General features: G+C 68.4%; 11 protein-coding genes. 7 read left to right on the forward strand and 4 right to left on the reverse strand.

The features are described 5' to 3' along the window. The first annotated feature begins 99 nt into the window (after positions 1-99). The 3 genes from KK131_RS02745 to KK131_RS02755 all read left to right on the forward strand — a co-directional run bounded on the left by KK131_RS02745 (position 100) and on the right by KK131_RS02755 (position 2,438). Entirely contained in the window at positions 100-975 is an 876-nt protein-coding gene (locus tag KK131_RS02745; RefSeq protein WP_214555121.1) for a DMT family transporter, read from the forward strand. A gap of 135 nt (positions 976-1,110) precedes the next feature. Beyond that, entirely contained in the window at positions 1,111-2,097 is a 987-nt protein-coding gene (locus tag KK131_RS02750) for an alpha/beta fold hydrolase (RefSeq protein WP_214555122.1), read from the forward strand. After that, positions 2,094-2,438, forward strand: a complete 345-nt coding sequence (locus KK131_RS02755) for an antibiotic biosynthesis monooxygenase (RefSeq protein ID WP_214555123.1) — start codon at positions 2,094-2,096, stop codon at positions 2,436-2,438. The genes KK131_RS02750 and KK131_RS02755 overlap by 4 nt, the downstream gene beginning before the upstream one ends. Positions 2,439-2,450: 12 nt before the next feature. Here the strand turns inward: KK131_RS02755 and KK131_RS02760 are convergent, their stop codons facing one another. Then, positions 2,451-3,413 (reverse strand): YafY family protein, encoded by a 963-nt coding sequence (locus tag KK131_RS02760; RefSeq protein WP_250887139.1) that lies wholly within the window; start codon positions 3,411-3,413, stop codon positions 2,451-2,453. Positions 3,414-3,506: 93 nt separating this feature from the next. Between KK131_RS02760 and KK131_RS02765 the strand changes: the two genes are divergently transcribed. Together KK131_RS02765 and KK131_RS02770 are read left to right on the forward strand one after the other, a co-directional pair. Further along, a complete protein-coding gene (locus KK131_RS02765) occupies positions 3,507-4,367 on the forward strand; it encodes an NIPSNAP family protein (RefSeq protein ID WP_214555125.1) in 861 nt (286 codons plus the stop codon). Beyond that, positions 4,364-4,999: a LysE family translocator gene (locus tag KK131_RS02770; protein ID WP_214555127.1), complete on the forward strand. Its 636-nt coding sequence runs from the start codon at positions 4,364-4,366 to the stop codon at positions 4,997-4,999. The genes KK131_RS02765 and KK131_RS02770 overlap by 4 nt, the downstream gene beginning before the upstream one ends. Positions 5,000-5,032: 33 nt before the next feature. Here the strand turns inward: KK131_RS02770 and KK131_RS02775 are convergent, their stop codons facing one another. The 3 genes from KK131_RS02775 to KK131_RS02785 form a co-directional block, all read right to left on the reverse strand. After that, the gene (locus tag KK131_RS02775) at positions 5,033-5,956 is read right to left on the reverse strand and encodes a 5'-nucleotidase (protein WP_214555129.1); all 924 of its coding nucleotides are present in this window, start codon (positions 5,954-5,956) and stop codon (positions 5,033-5,035) included. 93 nt (positions 5,957-6,049) lie between these two features. Then, positions 6,050-6,811, reverse strand: a complete 762-nt coding sequence (locus tag KK131_RS02780) for an NAD kinase (protein WP_214555130.1) — start codon at positions 6,809-6,811, stop codon at positions 6,050-6,052. Between the two features lie 207 nt (positions 6,812-7,018). After that, positions 7,019-11,944, reverse strand: coding sequence for an NAD-glutamate dehydrogenase domain-containing protein (locus KK131_RS02785; RefSeq protein WP_214555132.1), 4,926 nt, complete (start codon positions 11,942-11,944; stop codon positions 7,019-7,021). Between the two features lie 511 nt (positions 11,945-12,455). On the opposite strand from KK131_RS02785, the gene KK131_RS02790 reads away from it, so the two are divergent. Both KK131_RS02790 and KK131_RS02795 read left to right on the forward strand, forming a co-directional pair. After that, positions 12,456-13,649 carry an efflux RND transporter periplasmic adaptor subunit gene (locus KK131_RS02790; protein WP_214555134.1) on the forward strand — a complete coding sequence of 398 codons (1,194 nt, stop codon included), beginning with the start codon at positions 12,456-12,458 and terminating at the stop codon, positions 13,647-13,649. 12 nt (positions 13,650-13,661) lie between these two features. Next, the gene (locus KK131_RS02795; RefSeq protein ID WP_214555136.1) at positions 13,662-16,835 is read left to right on the forward strand and encodes a multidrug efflux RND transporter permease subunit; all 3,174 of its coding nucleotides are present in this window, start codon (positions 13,662-13,664) and stop codon (positions 16,833-16,835) included. Positions 16,836-17,004: the final 169 nt, after the last annotated feature.

Here is a 17,004-nt window from a genome sequence, read left to right on the forward strand (position 1 = left end):
GGAGCTCCGGAGAGGGGGCGTAAAAGCCGGTATTGTAGCGCGGCCCACGATGGCCCTACGACTCCCGCCCCCACGCCACGTCCCCCCTGACGAAAACCCATGTTCAAAGGTGTACTGCTCGGTTTCGCGGCATTTGCCGCCTACGCCATCAGCGACGCGTTCGTGAAATCGCTGCGCGGCTCGCTGCCGGCCTACGAGGCGGTGTTCTTCGGCGCCGTGCTGGGCCTGAGCGCCCTGCCCTTCATCCGCAAGCGCGACGACCGCTGGCACGAGGTGCTGGTCGCGCAGCGCCAGGGGCTGTGGCTGGTGCGCGCGCTCGCCAGCGCGGTGGGCAGCACGGCGGCGGTGATCGCCTTCACCGCGCTGCCGATGGCCGAGGCGTTCGCTCTGATCTTCCTGCTGCCGATCTTCGTCACCATCCTGTCGGTGCTGGTGCTGGGGGAGCACGTGGGCTGGCGCCGCTGGTCGGCGGTGGTGGCCGGCTTCATCGGCGTGCTGGTGGTGCTGCGGCCGGGCTTCCGGGTGCTCGGCGTCGGCCACCTGGCGGCGATCGTCTGCGGCCTTTCCGGCGCCGTCTCGATGATCGCCCTGCGCCTGTCCGGCTCGCACGAAAAGCGCGTCACCCTGTACGGCGCCGGCGTGGTCGGCTCGATCCTGCTGACCGGCGTGCTGATGCTGCCGGCCTTCGTCTGGCCGTCCCTGCACCAATGGCTGCTCCTGCTCGGCTACGGCCTGCTCGCCGCGCTCGCCTCGGTGCTGCTGATGCTGGCTACCCAGAAGGCGCCCGCCAACCACGTCGCGCCCACCCAGTACAGCCAGATGCTGTGGGCCGTGCTGCTCGGCTACGTGCTGTTCCACGACCGCCTGGACTGGCCGATGGCGATCGGCATCGCGATCATCCTCGGCGCCGGCCTGTTCACCTTCGTGCGCGAGGAGCAGGTCACGCAATGGTGGAAGCGCATGCGCATGCTCTGACGGCAGGCCGGCACGACCCGGCCGGCGCGATCTGCTGCCACAACGGGACACGCGCATGTTTCGCCGCCCGCCGAAACATGTGCCGGCGGACCGGACCCATCATGGCTGCATCGCTCACCCATGAAGGCCGCATGCATGTCGGGATTACTGGCACTCGGACTGATCTCCGCCCTTTCCGCAAGCACGATCCACCTGCCCGTCGCGCACGACGCCAGCCAGCAAGTCGCCCTGCACTGCGTGACTCCGGCGCAGGCGAACGGCCAGGTCGTGCTGTTCGTGCACGGCGCCAGTTTCCCGACCATGCTGGCGTTCGGTTTCGAATTCGCGCCCGGTGATTCGTGGATGGACTTCATGGCGCGGCAGGGTTTTCTCGCCTGCGGCCTGGACTTCGTCGGCTTTGGCGCGTCCAGCCGCCCCGCGGCCATGGCACACGCCGCCGCAGATGCCTCGCCGGTGACCCGCGCCCCGGAAGCCGCGCGGGAAATCGGCGTGGCCATCGACTATCTGCGCAAGAAGCGCGGGATGGGCCGCGTCCATCTGGTCGCGCATTCCTGGGGCACCCTTCCGGCCGCCACGTTCGCCGCGAAACATCCCGGCGCGCTGGCCTCGCTCACCCTGTTCGGCCCGGTCGTGCCGAAGCCGGGCGAGCCTGCCGAACCCGTGCACGAAGCGTGGTGGACGATCAGTGCCGAGGCACGCTATCAACAGCTGCGCTTCAAGCATGTCCTGCCGCCGGGGCTGACCTTGCTGGAACCGGCCGTCGCGCGGCGCTGGGCCGGCGAATTCGACGCGTCGGTGCCGCACGTGGCGGGCGACCCGCCGGGCGATCTGCGCATTCCCGCCGGCCCCGCGGCGGACATCGACGCGGTGGCATCCGGCGGCGGCTATCCGTACGACCCCTCGACCGTCAGGGTTCCGGTCTTCGTGGTGTACGGCGACTACGACACGGTCACCGACGACGCCGGTGCCACGGCCTTCCTGGCGAAGTTCAGCGCCAGCCCGCTCACCTGGCGCATGCGCATCGGCCACGGCAGCCACGTGATGCACCTGGAGCGCAACCGTCACTCCCTGTACCGCAGCGTGAACGCCTTCATCCGCGCAGCGCAGGACATGCAGCCATGATCGCGGTGATCTTCGAACTCGTGCCGGCCGATGGACGCGGACAGGACTATCTGGACATCGCCGCCGGCCTGCGCCCGCTGCTCGACGGCATCGACGGCTTCCTTTCGATCGAGCGCTTCCAGAGCCTCTCGACCCCGGGGAAAATCCTCTCGCTGTCGTTCTGGCGCGACGAGGAGGCGGTGGCGGGCTGGCGCCGAACGGAGGCGCACCGCCTCGCCCAGGGCCAGGGCCGCGCCGGCATCTTCAGCGACTACCGGCTGCGCGTGGCCAGCGTCGACCGCGACTACGGCATGCGCGAGCGCGAACAGGCGCCCGCGGACAGCCGCGCGTTCCACGCCTGAAAGCCGCCGCCGTCAGCGTCGACGCGGACGCGCCAGTTCGCGCAGGCGCGTGGCGCAGCGCGCGAGTTCGGCGCGCAACGCCGCCGGCGCGCGTATCTCGAAGCCGAACGGCAAACCGGCGAGCTGGCGCGCGAACCAGCCCAGGTCGTCGGCGCCGGTACGCAGCAGCACGCCGCCCGGCACCGGTTCGAGCAGGCCGAACGCCAGCGAGAACGCCTTGCGCGCCGTCGGCAGATCCGCGTGCAGCAGCACCTCGATCGCGTGGGCGTGAGGTATCGTGGCGATGCTCCGCTGCAGCTGGTCCAGGGCGTCGAAACCGGGCGGCCGGCGGAACGATCGATCGAGCAGGCGCACCTCGCCGACCCGATCCAGCCGGAACGAGCGCAGGCCGTGGCGCAGGTGGCACATGCCCACCGCGTACCAGGCACCCGCCCGCCAAGCCAGGCCGTACGGGTCGAACTCGCGCTCGGTGTGGGCACCCGCGGCGGAGTCGTAGCCCATGGACACGCGCCGCTGCGCCTGCGCCGCGCCGGTCAACGCGATCAGCGCCGCATTGCTGCCGGGCGTACTCGAGGCCGGCAGCAGGTCGACCTTGACCGTGTCGGCGATCGCGCGCACGTGGCGCTTCAGGCCATCGGGCATGACCCGCGCCAGTTTCGCCTGCACGCTTTCCACCGCCGGCGCCGCCTCGGCCAGGCCCAGCCCGCGCGCCGCCACCATGCCTACCGACAGCGCCACCGCCTCGTCGTTGGTGAACATCATCGGCGGCAGCCTGAAGCCGGCGACCAGCATGTAGGCGCCGTGGCGGCCGCGCTCGGCGGTGAGCGGAATGCCGAGGTCCTCCAGCATCACGATGTAGCGTCGCAGCGTGCGCACGTCGACGCCGACCCGGCGCGCCAGTTCGGGGCCGCTCATGCGGCCGTGGCTCTGCAGCAGGTCGAGCACCGCCAGCACGCGGGTGGTGGGTTTCGCCATGGCGGCCATGGTAGCGACAAATCAGGGCGTAATTTGCCCTGTATGGGTTTTAGCGTGTGTCCTGCGCCACCCGGCGCCCAGGCCAGGGAACCCATGAACCACTTCAAACGACTGTTACCCGGCATCGTCGCGGGCATCGCGCTCGCTGCAGCCATGCCGGCACACGGCAAACCCGCGAACGAGGCCCCCATGACGGAAAGCGTGCAGCACCTCAAGGACTACCAGGTCGTCGAATTCCGCCGCTACGTCACGGCGGACGGCGAGCTGGCGCACTTCGCCAAATACTTCGACGCGTATTTCCCGGAAGCATTCGAGCAGCTCGGTGCGATGGTGTTCGGCCAGTTCACCGAGCGCGGGCACTCGAACCGGTTCACCTGGCTGCGCGGCTTCCACGACATCAATGCGCGCCCGATCGTCAACGCGGCGTTCTACTACGGGCCGCTGTGGAAGGAGCACCGGATCAAGGTCAACGCGATCCTGCCGGACAGCGACAACGTGATGCTGCTGCGCCCGCTGCATCCGGAACACGGCATCAGCGTGCTGCCGGCGGTCGATCCGGTGACCGAGGAACGCGGCGCGCAGGGCATCGTGGTCGCGCAGATCTTCGCGGTGAAGAAAGGCAGCGAGGACACCTTCGCGAAACAGGCCGAGGCCGCGTTCGACGCCTACCGCATCGAGGGCGTGCACCCGGCCGGCGTGCTGGTGTCGCTGGATGTGCCGAACAACTTCCCGCAGTTGCCGATCCGCACCGACGGACCGTTCCTGGTCTGGCTGGGCGTGATCCGGGACGAGGCCACGCTGGACCGGCGGCTCGCGCCGATCCTGACGTCCGCCGAACGATCGCTGGCGGCGGGTGGCCTCCTGCGCGGCGCGCCGGAGCGCGTGGTGATGGACCCGACCCCGCGCTCGCGCCTGCGCTGGCTTGCCGGCACGGGCGCCGGGGTTTCGCCATGAACCACGTCGAGCAACTATGGCTGTTCTTCGCGCTGGTCTTCGGCATCATGGTGCTGCCCGGCCTGGACATGGCCTTCGTGCTGGGCAGCACGCTGGCCGGCGGGCGCCGCCGCGGCTTCGCCGCGCTGGCCGGCATCGTCGCCGGCGGCGTGTGCCATGTCGTGATGACCGCGCTGGGCATCAGCGTGCTGCTGGAATTGATCCCCGGCGCATTCAACGCGCTGCTGCTGGCCGGCGCGCTGTACATCGCCTGGATCGGCCTCTCGCTGATGCGCAGCGACGCTGCGCCGGCCCTGCAGCCGGATGCCCCACGGCGCTCGCACGCGGCGACGTTCCGCCAGGGCATGCTGACCTGCCTGCTCAACCCCAAGGCCTACCTGTTCATGCTGGCGGTCTTTCCGCAGTTCCTGCGCCCGGAGCACGGCCCGATCGCGGCGCAGGCGCTGGTGCTGTGGCTGATCATCGCGCTCAACCAGCTATGCGTTTACGGCGGGCTGGCGTTGATGGCCGACCGCGCCCGCGCATGGCTGCAAGGCAAGCCGAAGGCCGGAACGCTGGCGACCCGCTGCGTGGGCGCCTTGCTGATCGCGGCGGCCATGTTCACCGGCTTCGAGGGATGGCGCGGGGCGTAAGCCGGCGCGCGCCATTCCCGGCCGACACCTCGCTCAGTGGTTGCTGACCCCGTGCGGCACGTGCCCGGTCGCCACGTGCTTGCGCGCGGACTCCACGTTGGCCGGCGAGTCGTCGAAGAAGATGTCGGCGCCGAACGCGTCGAGGAACGGCCCCTTGTCGCGGCCGCCGAGGAACAGCGCCTCGTCGATGCGCACGCCCCAGCGACGCAGGGTGAGGATCACGCGTTTGTGCGCGGGCGCGGAACGGGCGGTGACCAGGGCGGTGCGGATCGGCGAGTCCTCGGCCGGGAACGCGGTCTGCAGGCGATGCAGCGCGGTGAGGAAGCCGCGGAACGGGCCCACCGACAACGGCTCGGCGGCGTGTTCGGTTTCGCTGCGGTGGAAGGCTTCCAGGCCCTCCTCGCGCGATACGCGTTCGCCCTCGTCGCCGAAGATCACCGCGTCGCCGTCGAACGCGATGCGCAGCTGCTCGCCGGCGCGCGGCGGCGCGGTGCTGGGCAGGATGGTGGCCGCGGCCACGCCGGCGGCGAGCGCGCGGCCGACGTCCTCGGCGTTGGCCGAGAGGAACAGGTCGGCCTTGAACGGCGCGATGTAGTCGGACGTCGGCGCGCCACTGGTGAACGCGGCACGGCTGATTTCCAGGCCGTAATGCTGGATCGCGTTGAAGATGCGCAGGCCGGTGTCGCCGGAGTTGCGCGACAGCAGGATCACCTCGACCGGCGGCACGTCGCCGGCCAGCTTGTTGAGGCCGAGCAGCTTCTGCACCAGCGGGAAGGCCACGCCGGGCCGCAGGATTTCGTCCTCGTGCTCGATCTGGAACGAGCGGTAGGCGTCGAGGCCTTCGCGCTCGAACAGCGCGTGGCTGTCGCCGAGGTCGAACAGCGCGCGCGAGGAAATCGCCACGACCAGGCGGTTGTCGACAGGCGAGTCGGGGGCGTGGACGGTTGGCTGGGTCATGACGCGAATCTAGCGCATTGAGCGAGGAGTGAGTGAAGAGAGAAATGCGCGAGCCCTGCCTTCTCTCTTTTCTCGCTCCTCTTCACTCGCTCCTCAATCAGCCGCGAACTGCTCGTCGAGGATGCGCTGCTCCAGATTGTGCTCGGGATCGAACAACAGCCGCACGCCCTGCCCGCCGGACTGGCGGATCGCCACCGTGCGCACGTCGCGCACCTCGTGGAAATCGGCGGTGGCGCTGACCGGGCGCTTGCCCGGGTCGAGCACGCGCAGGATCACCTCGGTGCGGTGCGGCAGGATCGCGCCACGCCAGCGCCGGGGTCGGAACGGGCTGATCGGGGTGAGCGCCAGCACGTTCGCGTCCAGCGGCAGGATAGGGCCGTGCGCGGACAGGTTGTAGGCGGTGGAGCCGGCCGGAGTCGCCACCATGATGCCGTCGCAGATCAGGTTCGGCAGCTTCACGGTGCCGTTGAGTTGCACTTCCAGGTGCGCGGCCTGGTTGCTCTGGCGCAGCAGCGAGACCTCGTTGAACGCCAGCGCCGTGTGCTGGTTGCCGGCCGCGTCGACGACCTCCATCTGCAACGGGAACAGCGACGCCGTGTGCGCGCGCGCGATCCGCTCCGGCAGGCCATCGAGCCTGTGCTTGTTCATCAGGAAGCCGACCCGGCCCAGCTTCATGCCGTAGACCGGCACTTCCACCGCGCGGTACGCGTGCAGGGTGCGCAGCATGAAGCCGTCGCCGCCCAGCGCCACGATCAGCTCCGCCTGCTCCGGCGGCACGTCGCCATAGCGATCCACCAGTTTGCGCCGCGCCTGCTGGGCGACGCTGATGTCACTGGCGACGAAGGCGAAGCGCATACGCGGGAATCCGTTGCGGAGGTCAGCCGAGCTTACCGTAGGAGCCCGCTCGCGGGCGATGCTCTTGATTCTGGATTCGGAAGAGCATCGCCCGCGAGCGGGCTCCTACGGCAACAGCAGCGACACGCGAAAGGCGTGGGATAAAAGAAACGCCCGGCGACCTTGCGGGCGCCGGGCGTTTCATACCGCTTTACGATGCGAGCTTGCTCAGACCGGCACCTGTGCCAACTGCGCCAGGCGACGGACCGCGACCGAGGCGATCGGGTAGTCCGCGTTCTGGGTGAGGATTTCCGCCAGCATGCCGCGGGTGTACTGCAGCGTGGCGTCGTCGCGCTGCAGCCACGCCTGCACCGGCGAGACATCCTTGTTGCCGCCGCCGAGGCTCAACACCTGCAGCGACAACGCCCGGTGCTGGTGGTTGAGTTCGTCCAGCAGCGAGCCGCGAGCCTGCGCGTGCCAGTGACCTTCCACCGGCAGCGCCTCGATCTGGTCGCGCAGCCACTCCAGGTCCAGCGCCTCGCCCAGTTCGTAGAACACGCCGGCCACCTTCTCGATCGGCTGGCCGCTCTGCTGGCTTACCTCGACCATGTCCAGCGCCGCGCGCAGCTCCGGCATGCGGGCCATCCGCAGCGCCAGTTCCGCCGGCAGGCCCAGGCCTTCCCACTTTTCCTGGCTGGAGGAGAAATCGCCCTTGCCGGTCGGCGTCAGCACGCCCGGCAACGCCTTGCGCAGGGCCGACACGCCGGCCTGGTAACGCTCGACGTTGGCGGCGATGTCCAGCGAACCACCGGGACGGTTCAGCAGCCAGCGGGTCATGTGGCGCAGCAGCGACCAGATCTGCTTGATCGCGTCGATCTGGGTGTTCTCGGCGACCTTGGCGTCCAGCGCCTCGATCTCCGCCCACAGCTCGCGCGCTTCGAGGATCTCGCGTGCCGCGGTATAGGCCTTGGCGATCGCCGCCGGCCCCTGCCCGGTGTCTTCCTGCATGCGCATCATGAAGGTGGCGCCCATGCGGTTGATCGTCGAATTGGTCACCGCCGTGGCGATGATCTCGCGCTTCAGCCGGTGGCGCTGCATGTGCGCGGCGTACTTCTCGTGCAGCGGCACGGGGAAGTAGCGCACCAGTTCCTTCGACAGGTACGGGTCTTCCGGCACGTCCGAGTCCAGCAGCTGCTGGAACAGGCGCATCTTGTCGTACGACAGCAGCACCGCCAGCTCCGGCCGGGTCAGGCCCAGCCCGCGGCTCTTGCGCTCGGCCAGTTCGGCTTCCGACGGCAGGTTCTCGACCTGACGATCGAGCGTGCCCTCGGCCTCCAGCGTGCGGATGAAGTGCGCCATCGAACCGATGCGGTGCACCGACTGGTGCTCCATCAGGGTGATCGCCTGGTTCTGCCGGTAGTTGTCCCACAGCACCAGCTGGCCCACCTCGTCGGTCATCGCGGCGAGCTGCGCGTTGCGCGCGTCGAAGCCCAGCTCGCCGCGCTGCACGGCGTCGTTCAGCAGGATCTTGATGTTCACCTCATGGTCGGAGGTGTCCACGCCGGCGGAGTTGTCGATGAAGTCGGTATTCAGCAGCACGCCGTGCTGCGCCGCCTCGATGCGGCCTTTCTGGGTCATGCCCAGGTTGCCGCCCTCGCCGATGATCTTCGCGCGGACGTCGGCGCCGTTGATGCGCAAGCCGTTGTTGGCGCGATCGCTCACCTCGGCGTGCGTTTCACCGGACGACTTGATGTAGGTGCCGATGCCGCCGTTCCACAACAGGTCGACCGGCGCCTTGAGCACCGCACTGAGCAGGTCGGTCGGCGCCAGGTGCTCGACGTCGGGCTTGAGCCCCAGCGCCACGCGCACTTCCGGCGAGATCGGGATCGACTTGGCGCTGCGCGGATAGACGCCGCCGCCGGCGGAGATCAGCGACTTGTCGTAGTCGTCCCAGCTCGAGCGCGGCACCTTGAACAGGCGCTGGCGCTCGACGAACGCGCGCGCCGCATCCGGGTTCGGGTCGAGGAACACGTGGCGATGGTCGAACGCGGCCACCAGCCGGATGTGTTCGGACAGCAGCATGCCGTTGCCGAACACGTCGCCGGACATGTCGCCGATGCCCACGCAGGTGAAGTCCTGGCTCTGGCAGTCGCGGCCGAGCGCGCGGAAGTGGCGCTTGACCGATTCCCACGCACCGCGCGCGGTGATGCCCATGCCCTTGTGGTCGTAGCCGTGCGAACCGCCGGAGGCGAACGCGTCGCCGAGCCAGTAGTTGTGCTCGATCGAGATCGCGTTGGCGATGTCGGAGAACGTGGCGGTGCCCTTGTCCGCGGCCACCACCAGATAGGGGTCGTCCGCGTCGTGGCGCACCACGTCGTGCGGGTTCACCACCTTGCCGTCGACCAGGTTGTCGGTGATGTCGAGCAGGCCGTTGATGAACAGGCGGTAGCAGGCGATGCCCTCGGCCAGCTGCGCGTCGCGGTCGCCGCCAACGGGCGCCTTCTTGACGAAGAAGCCGCCCTTGGAACCAACCGGCACGATGACCGTGTTCTTGACCATCTGCGCCTTGACCAGGCCCAGCACCTCGGTGCGGAAATCCTCGCGCCGGTCGGACCAGCGCAGGCCGCCGCGCGCCACCGCGCCGAAGCGCAGGTGGATGCCCTCGACGCGCGGGGCGCACACCCAGATCTCGCGGTACGGCACCGGCTTGGGCAGGTCGGGCAGCATGTGCGAATCGAGCTTGTAGCTGATGTAGTCGCGGTACGCGCCGTCCCACTGCTGGAAGAAGCTGGTGCGCAGGGTGGCGCGGATCAGCTTCACGAAGCTGCGCAGGATGCGGTCCTCGTCGAGGCTGGCCACGTTCTCCAGCAGGATCCCGATCGCGTGCTCGACAGCCTGGACCTGCTCGTCGCGCGGCTTCGCCAGCATGGCACCGAGGCCGTCGATCAACGCCGGCTGCGCGGCCTGCACGTTGGCCGGGATCAGCGCCTGCATCTCGGCGACCAGGGTGGCGCCGGCGGCCTTCAGCTCGTCGGCGGAAAGCGCTTCGCGGCGCGGATCGAACTTGGCCAGGAACAGTTCCACCAGCAGGCCGGCGATCGCCGGATAGCGGTTGAGGGTTTCCTCCATGTACGACTGCGAGAAGGTGGCGCCGGTCTGCAGCAGGTACTTGCAGTAGCCGCGCAGCATCGCCACCTGGCGCCAGCTCAGCTTGGCGCCCAGCACCAGCCGGTTGAAGCCGTCGTTCTCGGCGCTGCCGCGCCAGATCTTCTCGAACGCATCCTCGAACAGCGCACCGACCTGCTCCACGCTGAAGGTGAGCTTGCCGACCGGCTGCACCTCGAAATCCTGGATCGACAGCGGCGCGCCGCCGGAAATGTCGTAGACATGTTCGGTGAGCACGCGCAGGCCGAGGTTCTCCAGTTGCGGCAGCACCTCGGACAGCGCGATGTCGCCGCCCGAACGGTAGACCTTGAAACGCAGCGTCTCCGGCTTCTTCGGCGGGTGGTAGAACGACATCCGCAATGCGTTGTCGCCGGCCAGCTGCGACAGTTGGTGGACGTCCTCGGCGGCCACCGCCGGGCTCACGTCCTCGACATAGCCGGCCGGCAGCGAACGCGCATAGCGGTTGGCCAGCACCACGCCTTCATGTTCGCCGCGCAGCTGCACCAGCGCATCGCGCACCTCGTCGTGCCAGTTGCGCACGATGCCGGCGACGCCCCGCTCCAGTTCGGCGAGGTCGTACGCGGGCTGGTCGCCGATCTTCGGCCGCAGCACGATGGTCAGCCGCGCCAGCGCGGCCTCGCCCATCTGCACCGAGGAATCGCTCTGCTCGACGTGCAGCGCCGCACCCAGCAGCGCCTCGATGCGCTCGCGCACCGAGGTGTTGAAACGGTCGCGCGGCACGAACACCATGCAGGTGAAGAAGCGGCCGTAACGGTCGCGGCGAATGAACAGCCGCGTGCGCGCGCGCTGGCGCAGCTCGAGGATGCCCATCGCGGTGGCGAACAGCTCGTCTTCGGTACTCTGGAACAGCTCCTCGCGCGGCAGCGTTTCCAGGATGTGCCGCAGCGACTTGCCGGAATACGAATCGCGCTTCAGGCCCGAGCGCGCCAGCACGGTCTCCACCTTGTGCCGCATCAGCGGCACGTCCTGCGGACGGGCCATGTAGGCATTGGAGGAGAACAGGCCGAGGAAGCGCTGCTCGGCCACGGCGCGGCCGTCGGCGCCGAACTGCAGCACGCCGATGTAATCCATGTAGCCGGTGCGGTGCACGTGCGAACGCGCGTTGGTCTTGGTCAGGATGATCGCGTCGGTGGCGCCGGACTGCGGCAGCTCGCTGGCGGCCAGCGTGCGCAGCGAGCGCGGCGCCATCGAGCGCTCGTTGCTGCGCAGGATGCCCAGGCCGGACGACTCGATCGCGCGCAATACGCGATCGCCGTCCGCGTCGGCGACTTCGTATTCGCGGTAGCCGAGGAAGGTGAAATTGTCGGCGGCGATCCAGCGCATGAACTCGCTGGCCTCCTGCACCGAAGCGGCATCCAGCGGCAGCTTGCGCTGCGGCAGCTCGTTGGCGACCGCCAGTGCCTTGTCGCGCATCGCCGACCAGTCGCTCACCGCCGCGCGCACGTCGTCCAGCGCGGCCTCGACCTGCGCCTCCAGATGCGCCTGCTCGGCGGTATCGGCGAGCCGGTCGATCTCGAAATGCATCAGGGATTCGGCACTGCCGGCGTCGCCGCCGAGGCTCAGCAGCTTGCCGGAAGCGTCGCGCGCCACCTTCAGCACCGGATGGATCACCGCATGGATCTGCAGCTTCGACGAGACGATCATGCTGACCGTGTCGACCAGGAACGGCATGTCGTCGGTGACGATCTGCAGCAGGCTGCGCCCGGCCTGCACATCCGCCGGGCTGAGCACGCGCACGCTGGCGCAACCGGCGCGGCGCTGCTGCATGAACTCCAGCAGGCTGCCGACCAGCGCCGCCCACTGCACCGGTGTGTGCAGATGCGCGTCGCCGCCCCCGATACGTGCAAAGAAAGCCTCGCAGAAAACCTGCGCCTCGCTCAGGCGCTCGGGCGAAAAACCGCCCTTTTTCAGCTCTGCAAACACTACTGACGGAAGGGAAGGGTCGTTCGCCGCAAGAGTCGCATTCATGGCATCTTCTGGTTAGTGGAGACGATGGTCGGGAAGGCAGGTAAAAAGCCTTGGAAGGATACGCCGCGCGACAGGGCGAATCCAGCCGCGCACCCCTGCTGCGACCATGCCCGCGCGCATGGTTCAGATTGGTCGCGAGACATCTTCACGGAAGCCGTGCCAGTCACTCGATCGCGCGACACGCCGCGAGCACACGGGATGCCGAACACCCCGCGACAGCTTCCGAAAGCGCTGCCGCCGCCCGCGCCAGCGCGGTGCAGATCATCGCCCCACTTGTCAACGGCTGGATTCACGACAGCCATAAAATGTAAACTGACCGGTATAGTCTGGCTGCGAACCGCTTGGCATCGCGCCTCGCCGAACGGCGACGCGATTCGAGCAGCGGTCATCCGCGGCCAAGCCAACCTATGACACAAGACATACGGAGCGCGATGCAGTATCCCGTCCACGGCAACCTGCAGCGCACCCCGGCAAGCCCCCTATCCCCGTTCAAGCAAGTCCTGGAGCTCCCATGAAGTCCTCATCACCGAGCATGACCTTGTTGTGCCTGAGCCTGCTGGCGCTGGCCGCCTGCGGCAAGGGCAAGGAACAAGGCCCGCCGCAGATGCCGCCACCGGAAGTCGGCGTGATCCGGATACAACCGCAAAGCTCACCGCTGACCAAGGACCTGGTCGGCCGCCTGTCGCCCTACCGCAGCGCCGACGTACGCGCCCGCGTGGCCGGCGTGCTGCTCAAGCGCGCTTATACCGAAGGCACCGACGTCAAGCAGGGCCAGTTGCTGTTCCAGATCGACCCGGCCCCGCTGAAGGCCGCGCTGAGCGCCGCCGAGGCTTCGCTGGCGCAGGCCCAGGCCACGTACACCAACGCCAAGGTCAACGCGCAGCGCGCCCGCGAGCTGGCGCCGAAGGGCTACATCTCCAAGTCCGACCTGGACAACGCGCAGGCCAGCGAGCGCAGCGCGGCGGCCGCCGTGCAGGCGGCGCGCGCCAACGTGCAGACCGCGCGCATCAGTCTCGGCTACGCCAGCGTGACCTCGCCGATCGAGGGCCGCGCCGGCCAGCAGCAGGTGACCGAGGGTGCGCTGGTCGGCAACGGCGGCGACGCGACCCTGCTCACCACGGTCGACCAGATCGACCCGCTCTATGTGAACTTCACCATGAGCGTGGCCGACCTGGAGCAGATGCGCCGCGCGCAGAGCAACGGCAACGTCACCCTGGCCGAACCGGACAAGGCCAGCGTGCAGGTCGCCCTGCCCGACGGCAGCGCCTATGCCGAAGCGGGCACGCTCGACTTCTCCTCCACCACGGTCGACCCGGCCACCGGCGCGGTGAACCTGCGCGCGCAGATTCCCAATCCGAAGCACAGCCTGCTGCCGGGCATGTACGTGACGCTGAAAGCGCAGCTCGGCGAACAGCACAAGGTGTTCCTGGTGCCGCAGGAGGCCGTGCTGCGCGACACGGTGGGCGCCTATGTGTTCACCGTCGGCAAGGACGGCAAGGTCGCGCGCCGCGACGTCGCCACCAGCGCCGCGAGCGGCGGCAACTGGGTGGTCACCGCCGGCCTCGCCGCGGGCGAGCAGGTGATCGTTTCGGGCGTGCAGAACGTGAAGGAAGGCGAACCGGCCAAGGCCTCGCCATGGCAACCCAGCACCGCGGGCAACCGCGGCTCCGCCGCGGCCGCCAGCGCGCCGGCGCGCGGCAAGTAAGGGAGTCCGGACATGCCGAGTTTCTTCATCGACCGCCCGATCTTCGCCTGGGTGGTCGCCATCCTGATTTCCCTGGGTGGCGTCCTGGCGATTCTCAACCTGGGCGTGGAATCGTACCCGTCGATCGCGCCGCCGCAGGTCGTGGTCAACGCCACCTATCCCGGCGCCAGCGCCGACACCACCGAGAAAACGGTCACCCAGGTGATCGAGCAGCAGCTCACCGGCATCGACCACCTGCTGTACTTCAGCTCGTCGTCCAGCGCCAGCGGCCGCGCCAGCATCACGCTGACGTTCGAGAGCGGCACCGACCCGGACATCGCCCAGGTGCAGGTGCAGAACAAGGTGGCGCTGGCCACGCCGCGCCTGCCGTCCGAAGTGACCCAGCAGGGCGTGGTGGTGGCCAAGGCCAACGCCGGCTTCCTGATGGTGGTGGCGCTGCAGTCGGACAACCCGAGCATCGATCGCAACCGCCTCAACGACATCGTCGGTTCGCGCGTGCTCGACCAGATCTCGCGCGTTCCCGGCGTCGGCAGCACCCAGCAGTTCGGCTCGGAATACGCCATGCGCATCTGGCTGAACCCCGACAAGCTGCAGGGCTACGGCCTGTCGGCCTCGCAGGTGCTGGCCGCGATCAAGTCGCAGAACGTGCAGTTCGCCGCCGGCTCGATCGGTTCCGACCCGGCGCTGCCCGGCCAGGGCTTCACCGCCACCGTATCGACCGAAGGCCGCTTCACCACGCCCGAGCAGTTCGCCGGCATCATCCTGCGCGCGAACCCCGACGGCACCACCGTCACCCTCGGTGACGTGGCCAGGATCAGCTTCGGCCCAGGCAGCTACGGCTTCGACACCACCTGGAACGGCAAGCCGATCGGCGCCTTCGCGATCCAGCTGCTGCCCGGCGCCAACGCGCTGAACGTGGCGACCGCCGTGCGCGGCAAGATGGACGAGATCGCACCCAGCTTCCCGCAGGGCGTGAGCTGGTTCAGCCCGTACGACAGCACCACGTTCGTGAACATCTCGATCAACGAGGTGGTGCACACCCTGGTCGAGGCGATCATCCTGGTGTTCCTGGTGATGCTGCTGTTCCTGCAGAACATCCGCGCCACCATCATTCCCACCCTGGTCATCCCGGTGGCCCTGCTGGGCACCTTCCTCGGCATGCTGCCGCTGGGCTTCACCATCAACCAGCTGACCCTGTTCGGCATGGTGCTGGCGATCGGCATCGTGGTCGACGACGCGATCGTGGTGATCGAGAACGTCGAGCGCATCATGACCGAGGAGGGGCTGTCGCCGAAGGATGCCACGCGCAAGGCGATGGGCCAGATCACCGGCGCGATCGTGGCGATCACCGTGGTGCTGGCGGCGGTGTTCATCCCCTCGGCGCTGCAGCCGGGCGCCTCGGGCATCATCTACAAGCAGTTCGCGCTGACCATCGCGGTGTCGATGGGGTTCTCCGCGCTGCTCGCGCTGTCGTTCACGCCGGCGTTGTGCGCCAGCTTCCTGCAGCCGGAGCACCACAAGAAGAAGAACTTCGTGTTCCGCAAGTTCAACGAGTTCTTCACCTGGACCACGCACACCTATACCGGCCACATCGGCGGTGCGGTGCGCCATGCGCCGCGCTGGATGCTGGCCTTCGTGTTGATCGCGGTACTCGGCGGCTTCCTGTACACCCGCCTGCCCGGCAGCTTCCTGCCGGAAGAGGACCAGGGCTACGCCCTGTCCGTGATCCAGCTGCCGCCAGGCGCCAGCAAGCAGCGCACCAGCGAGGTGATGGCGCAGATGCGCGCCATCCTCGACAAGGACTCCGCCGTGGAAGGCGTGCTCCAAGTGACCGGCTTCAGCTTCATCGGCTCCGGCGAGAACGCCGGCATGGCCTTCATCAAGCTCAAGGACTGGGACAAGCGCGACGTCACCGCCGCCGAGTTCATCCAGCGCGCGAACATGGAGCTGCACGGCATCCGCGACGCGCGCATCTTCGTGGCGAATATTCCCACGGTGCAGGGCCTGGGCCAGTTCGGCGGCTTCGACATGTACCTGCAGGATCGCAGCGGCGCCGGGCGCGAAGCGCTCACCCAGGCGCGCAACACGCTGCTGGGCAAGGCCGCCCAGAACAGCGGGCTGACCGGCGTGCGCCCCAACGCGCTGGAGGATTCCCCGCAGCTGCACCTGGACGTGGACCGCGTACAGGCGCAGTCGATGGGCCTGTCGGTGGGCGACATCTACAACGCGATCGGCCTGATGCTGGCGCCGGTGTACGTGAACGACTTCACCTACGGCGGCCGCGTGAAGCGCGTGATCATGCAGGCCGACGCGTCCTACCGCATGAGCCCGGACGCGCTGCAGCACTTCTTCACTCCCAGCACGCAGGCCACCGCCGCCGGCACGCCGTCGATGATTCCGCTGTCCAACGTGGTGCACGCGAAGTGGGAGGTGGGCTCGCCCTCGCTGACCCGCTACAACGGCTACGCGGCGGTGGAGATCGTCGGCTCGCCGGCACTGGGGCATGCTTCGGGCGAGGCGATGAGCGAGATGGAGAAGCTCGTCACCAACGACCTGCCCAAGGGCTTCGGCTTCGACTGGACCGGCCAGTCGTACCAGGAAATCCTTTCCGGCAACGCCGCCACGCTGCTGATGGTGCTGTCGATCGTGATCGTGTTCCTGGCGCTGGCCGCGCTGTACGAAAGCTGGTCGATCCCGGTCTCGGTGCTGCTGGTGGTGCCGCTGGGCATGCTCGGCGCAGTGGTGTTCACCCTGCTGCGCGGCCTGCCCGACGACATCTACTTCAAGATCGGCCTGATCACGGTGATCGGCCTGGCGGCGAAGAACGCGATCCTGATCGTGGAGTTCGCGGTGGAGCAGCAGGCACACGGACAGACGCTGCGCGCAGGCGTGATCGAAGCGGCGCGACTGCGACTGCGGCCGATCCTGATGACCTCGCTGGCGTTCATCCTGGGCGTGTTCCCGCTGTTCATCTCCAGCGGCGCCGGCGCCAACGCGCGCCATGCGATCGGTACCGGCGTGATCGGCGGCATGATCTTCGCCACCTTCCTCGGCGTGCTGCTGATCCCGGTGTTCTACGTGGTGGTGCGCCGCCTGCTCGGCGACAAGCTGGACGGCAACGCGCCAGCCAGGCCCGCGCTGGACGGCCCGCACACGTTCGACTCCGATCCGCGGCGGGGGCATTGAGAGCAGGGAATTCGGGATTGAGGGAATAGAAAGTCGAAAAGGCGTACCCGCGCAGCCTCGAAACAAAACGCCCCGGCATCAGCCGGGGCGCTTTTGTATCCATCGGAAACCAAACATGGCAATCAGACTTTTTGCAGGCCCAAACTGCGCTGGGCCACGACGCTCTGCC

The sequence above is a fragment of the Rhodanobacter sp. LX-99 genome, from assembly GCF_018599185.1.
GTDB lineage: Bacteria > Pseudomonadota > Gammaproteobacteria > Xanthomonadales > Rhodanobacteraceae > Rhodanobacter.

What these genes read in the sequence shown, in the direction of transcription:
- KK131_RS02795 (WP_214555136.1), top strand. Translation starts at nt 13,662, where the DNA reads ATGCCGAGTTTCTTCATCGACCGCCCGATCTTCGCCTGGGTGGTCGCC.
- KK131_RS02750 (WP_214555122.1), top strand. Translation starts at nt 1,111, where the DNA reads ATGTCGGGATTACTGGCACTCGGACTGATCTCCGCCCTTTCCGCAAGC.
- KK131_RS02770 (WP_214555127.1), top strand. Translation starts at nt 4,364, where the DNA reads ATGAACCACGTCGAGCAACTATGGCTGTTCTTCGCGCTGGTCTTCGGC.
- KK131_RS02775 (WP_214555129.1), bottom strand. Translation starts at nt 5,956, where the DNA reads ATGACCCAGCCAACCGTCCACGCCCCCGACTCGCCTGTCGACAACCGC.
- KK131_RS02745 (WP_214555121.1), top strand. Translation starts at nt 100, where the DNA reads ATGTTCAAAGGTGTACTGCTCGGTTTCGCGGCATTTGCCGCCTACGCC.
- KK131_RS02760 (WP_250887139.1), bottom strand. Translation starts at nt 3,413, where the DNA reads ATGGCGAAACCCACCACCCGCGTGCTGGCGGTGCTCGACCTGCTGCAG.
- KK131_RS02755 (WP_214555123.1), top strand. Translation starts at nt 2,094, where the DNA reads ATGATCGCGGTGATCTTCGAACTCGTGCCGGCCGATGGACGCGGACAG.
- KK131_RS02780 (WP_214555130.1), bottom strand. Translation starts at nt 6,811, where the DNA reads ATGCGCTTCGCCTTCGTCGCCAGTGACATCAGCGTCGCCCAGCAGGCG.
- KK131_RS02790 (WP_214555134.1), top strand. Translation starts at nt 12,456, where the DNA reads ATGAAGTCCTCATCACCGAGCATGACCTTGTTGTGCCTGAGCCTGCTG.
- KK131_RS02785 (WP_214555132.1), bottom strand. Translation starts at nt 11,944, where the DNA reads ATGAATGCGACTCTTGCGGCGAACGACCCTTCCCTTCCGTCAGTAGTG.
- KK131_RS02765 (WP_214555125.1), top strand. Translation starts at nt 3,507, where the DNA reads ATGAACCACTTCAAACGACTGTTACCCGGCATCGTCGCGGGCATCGCG.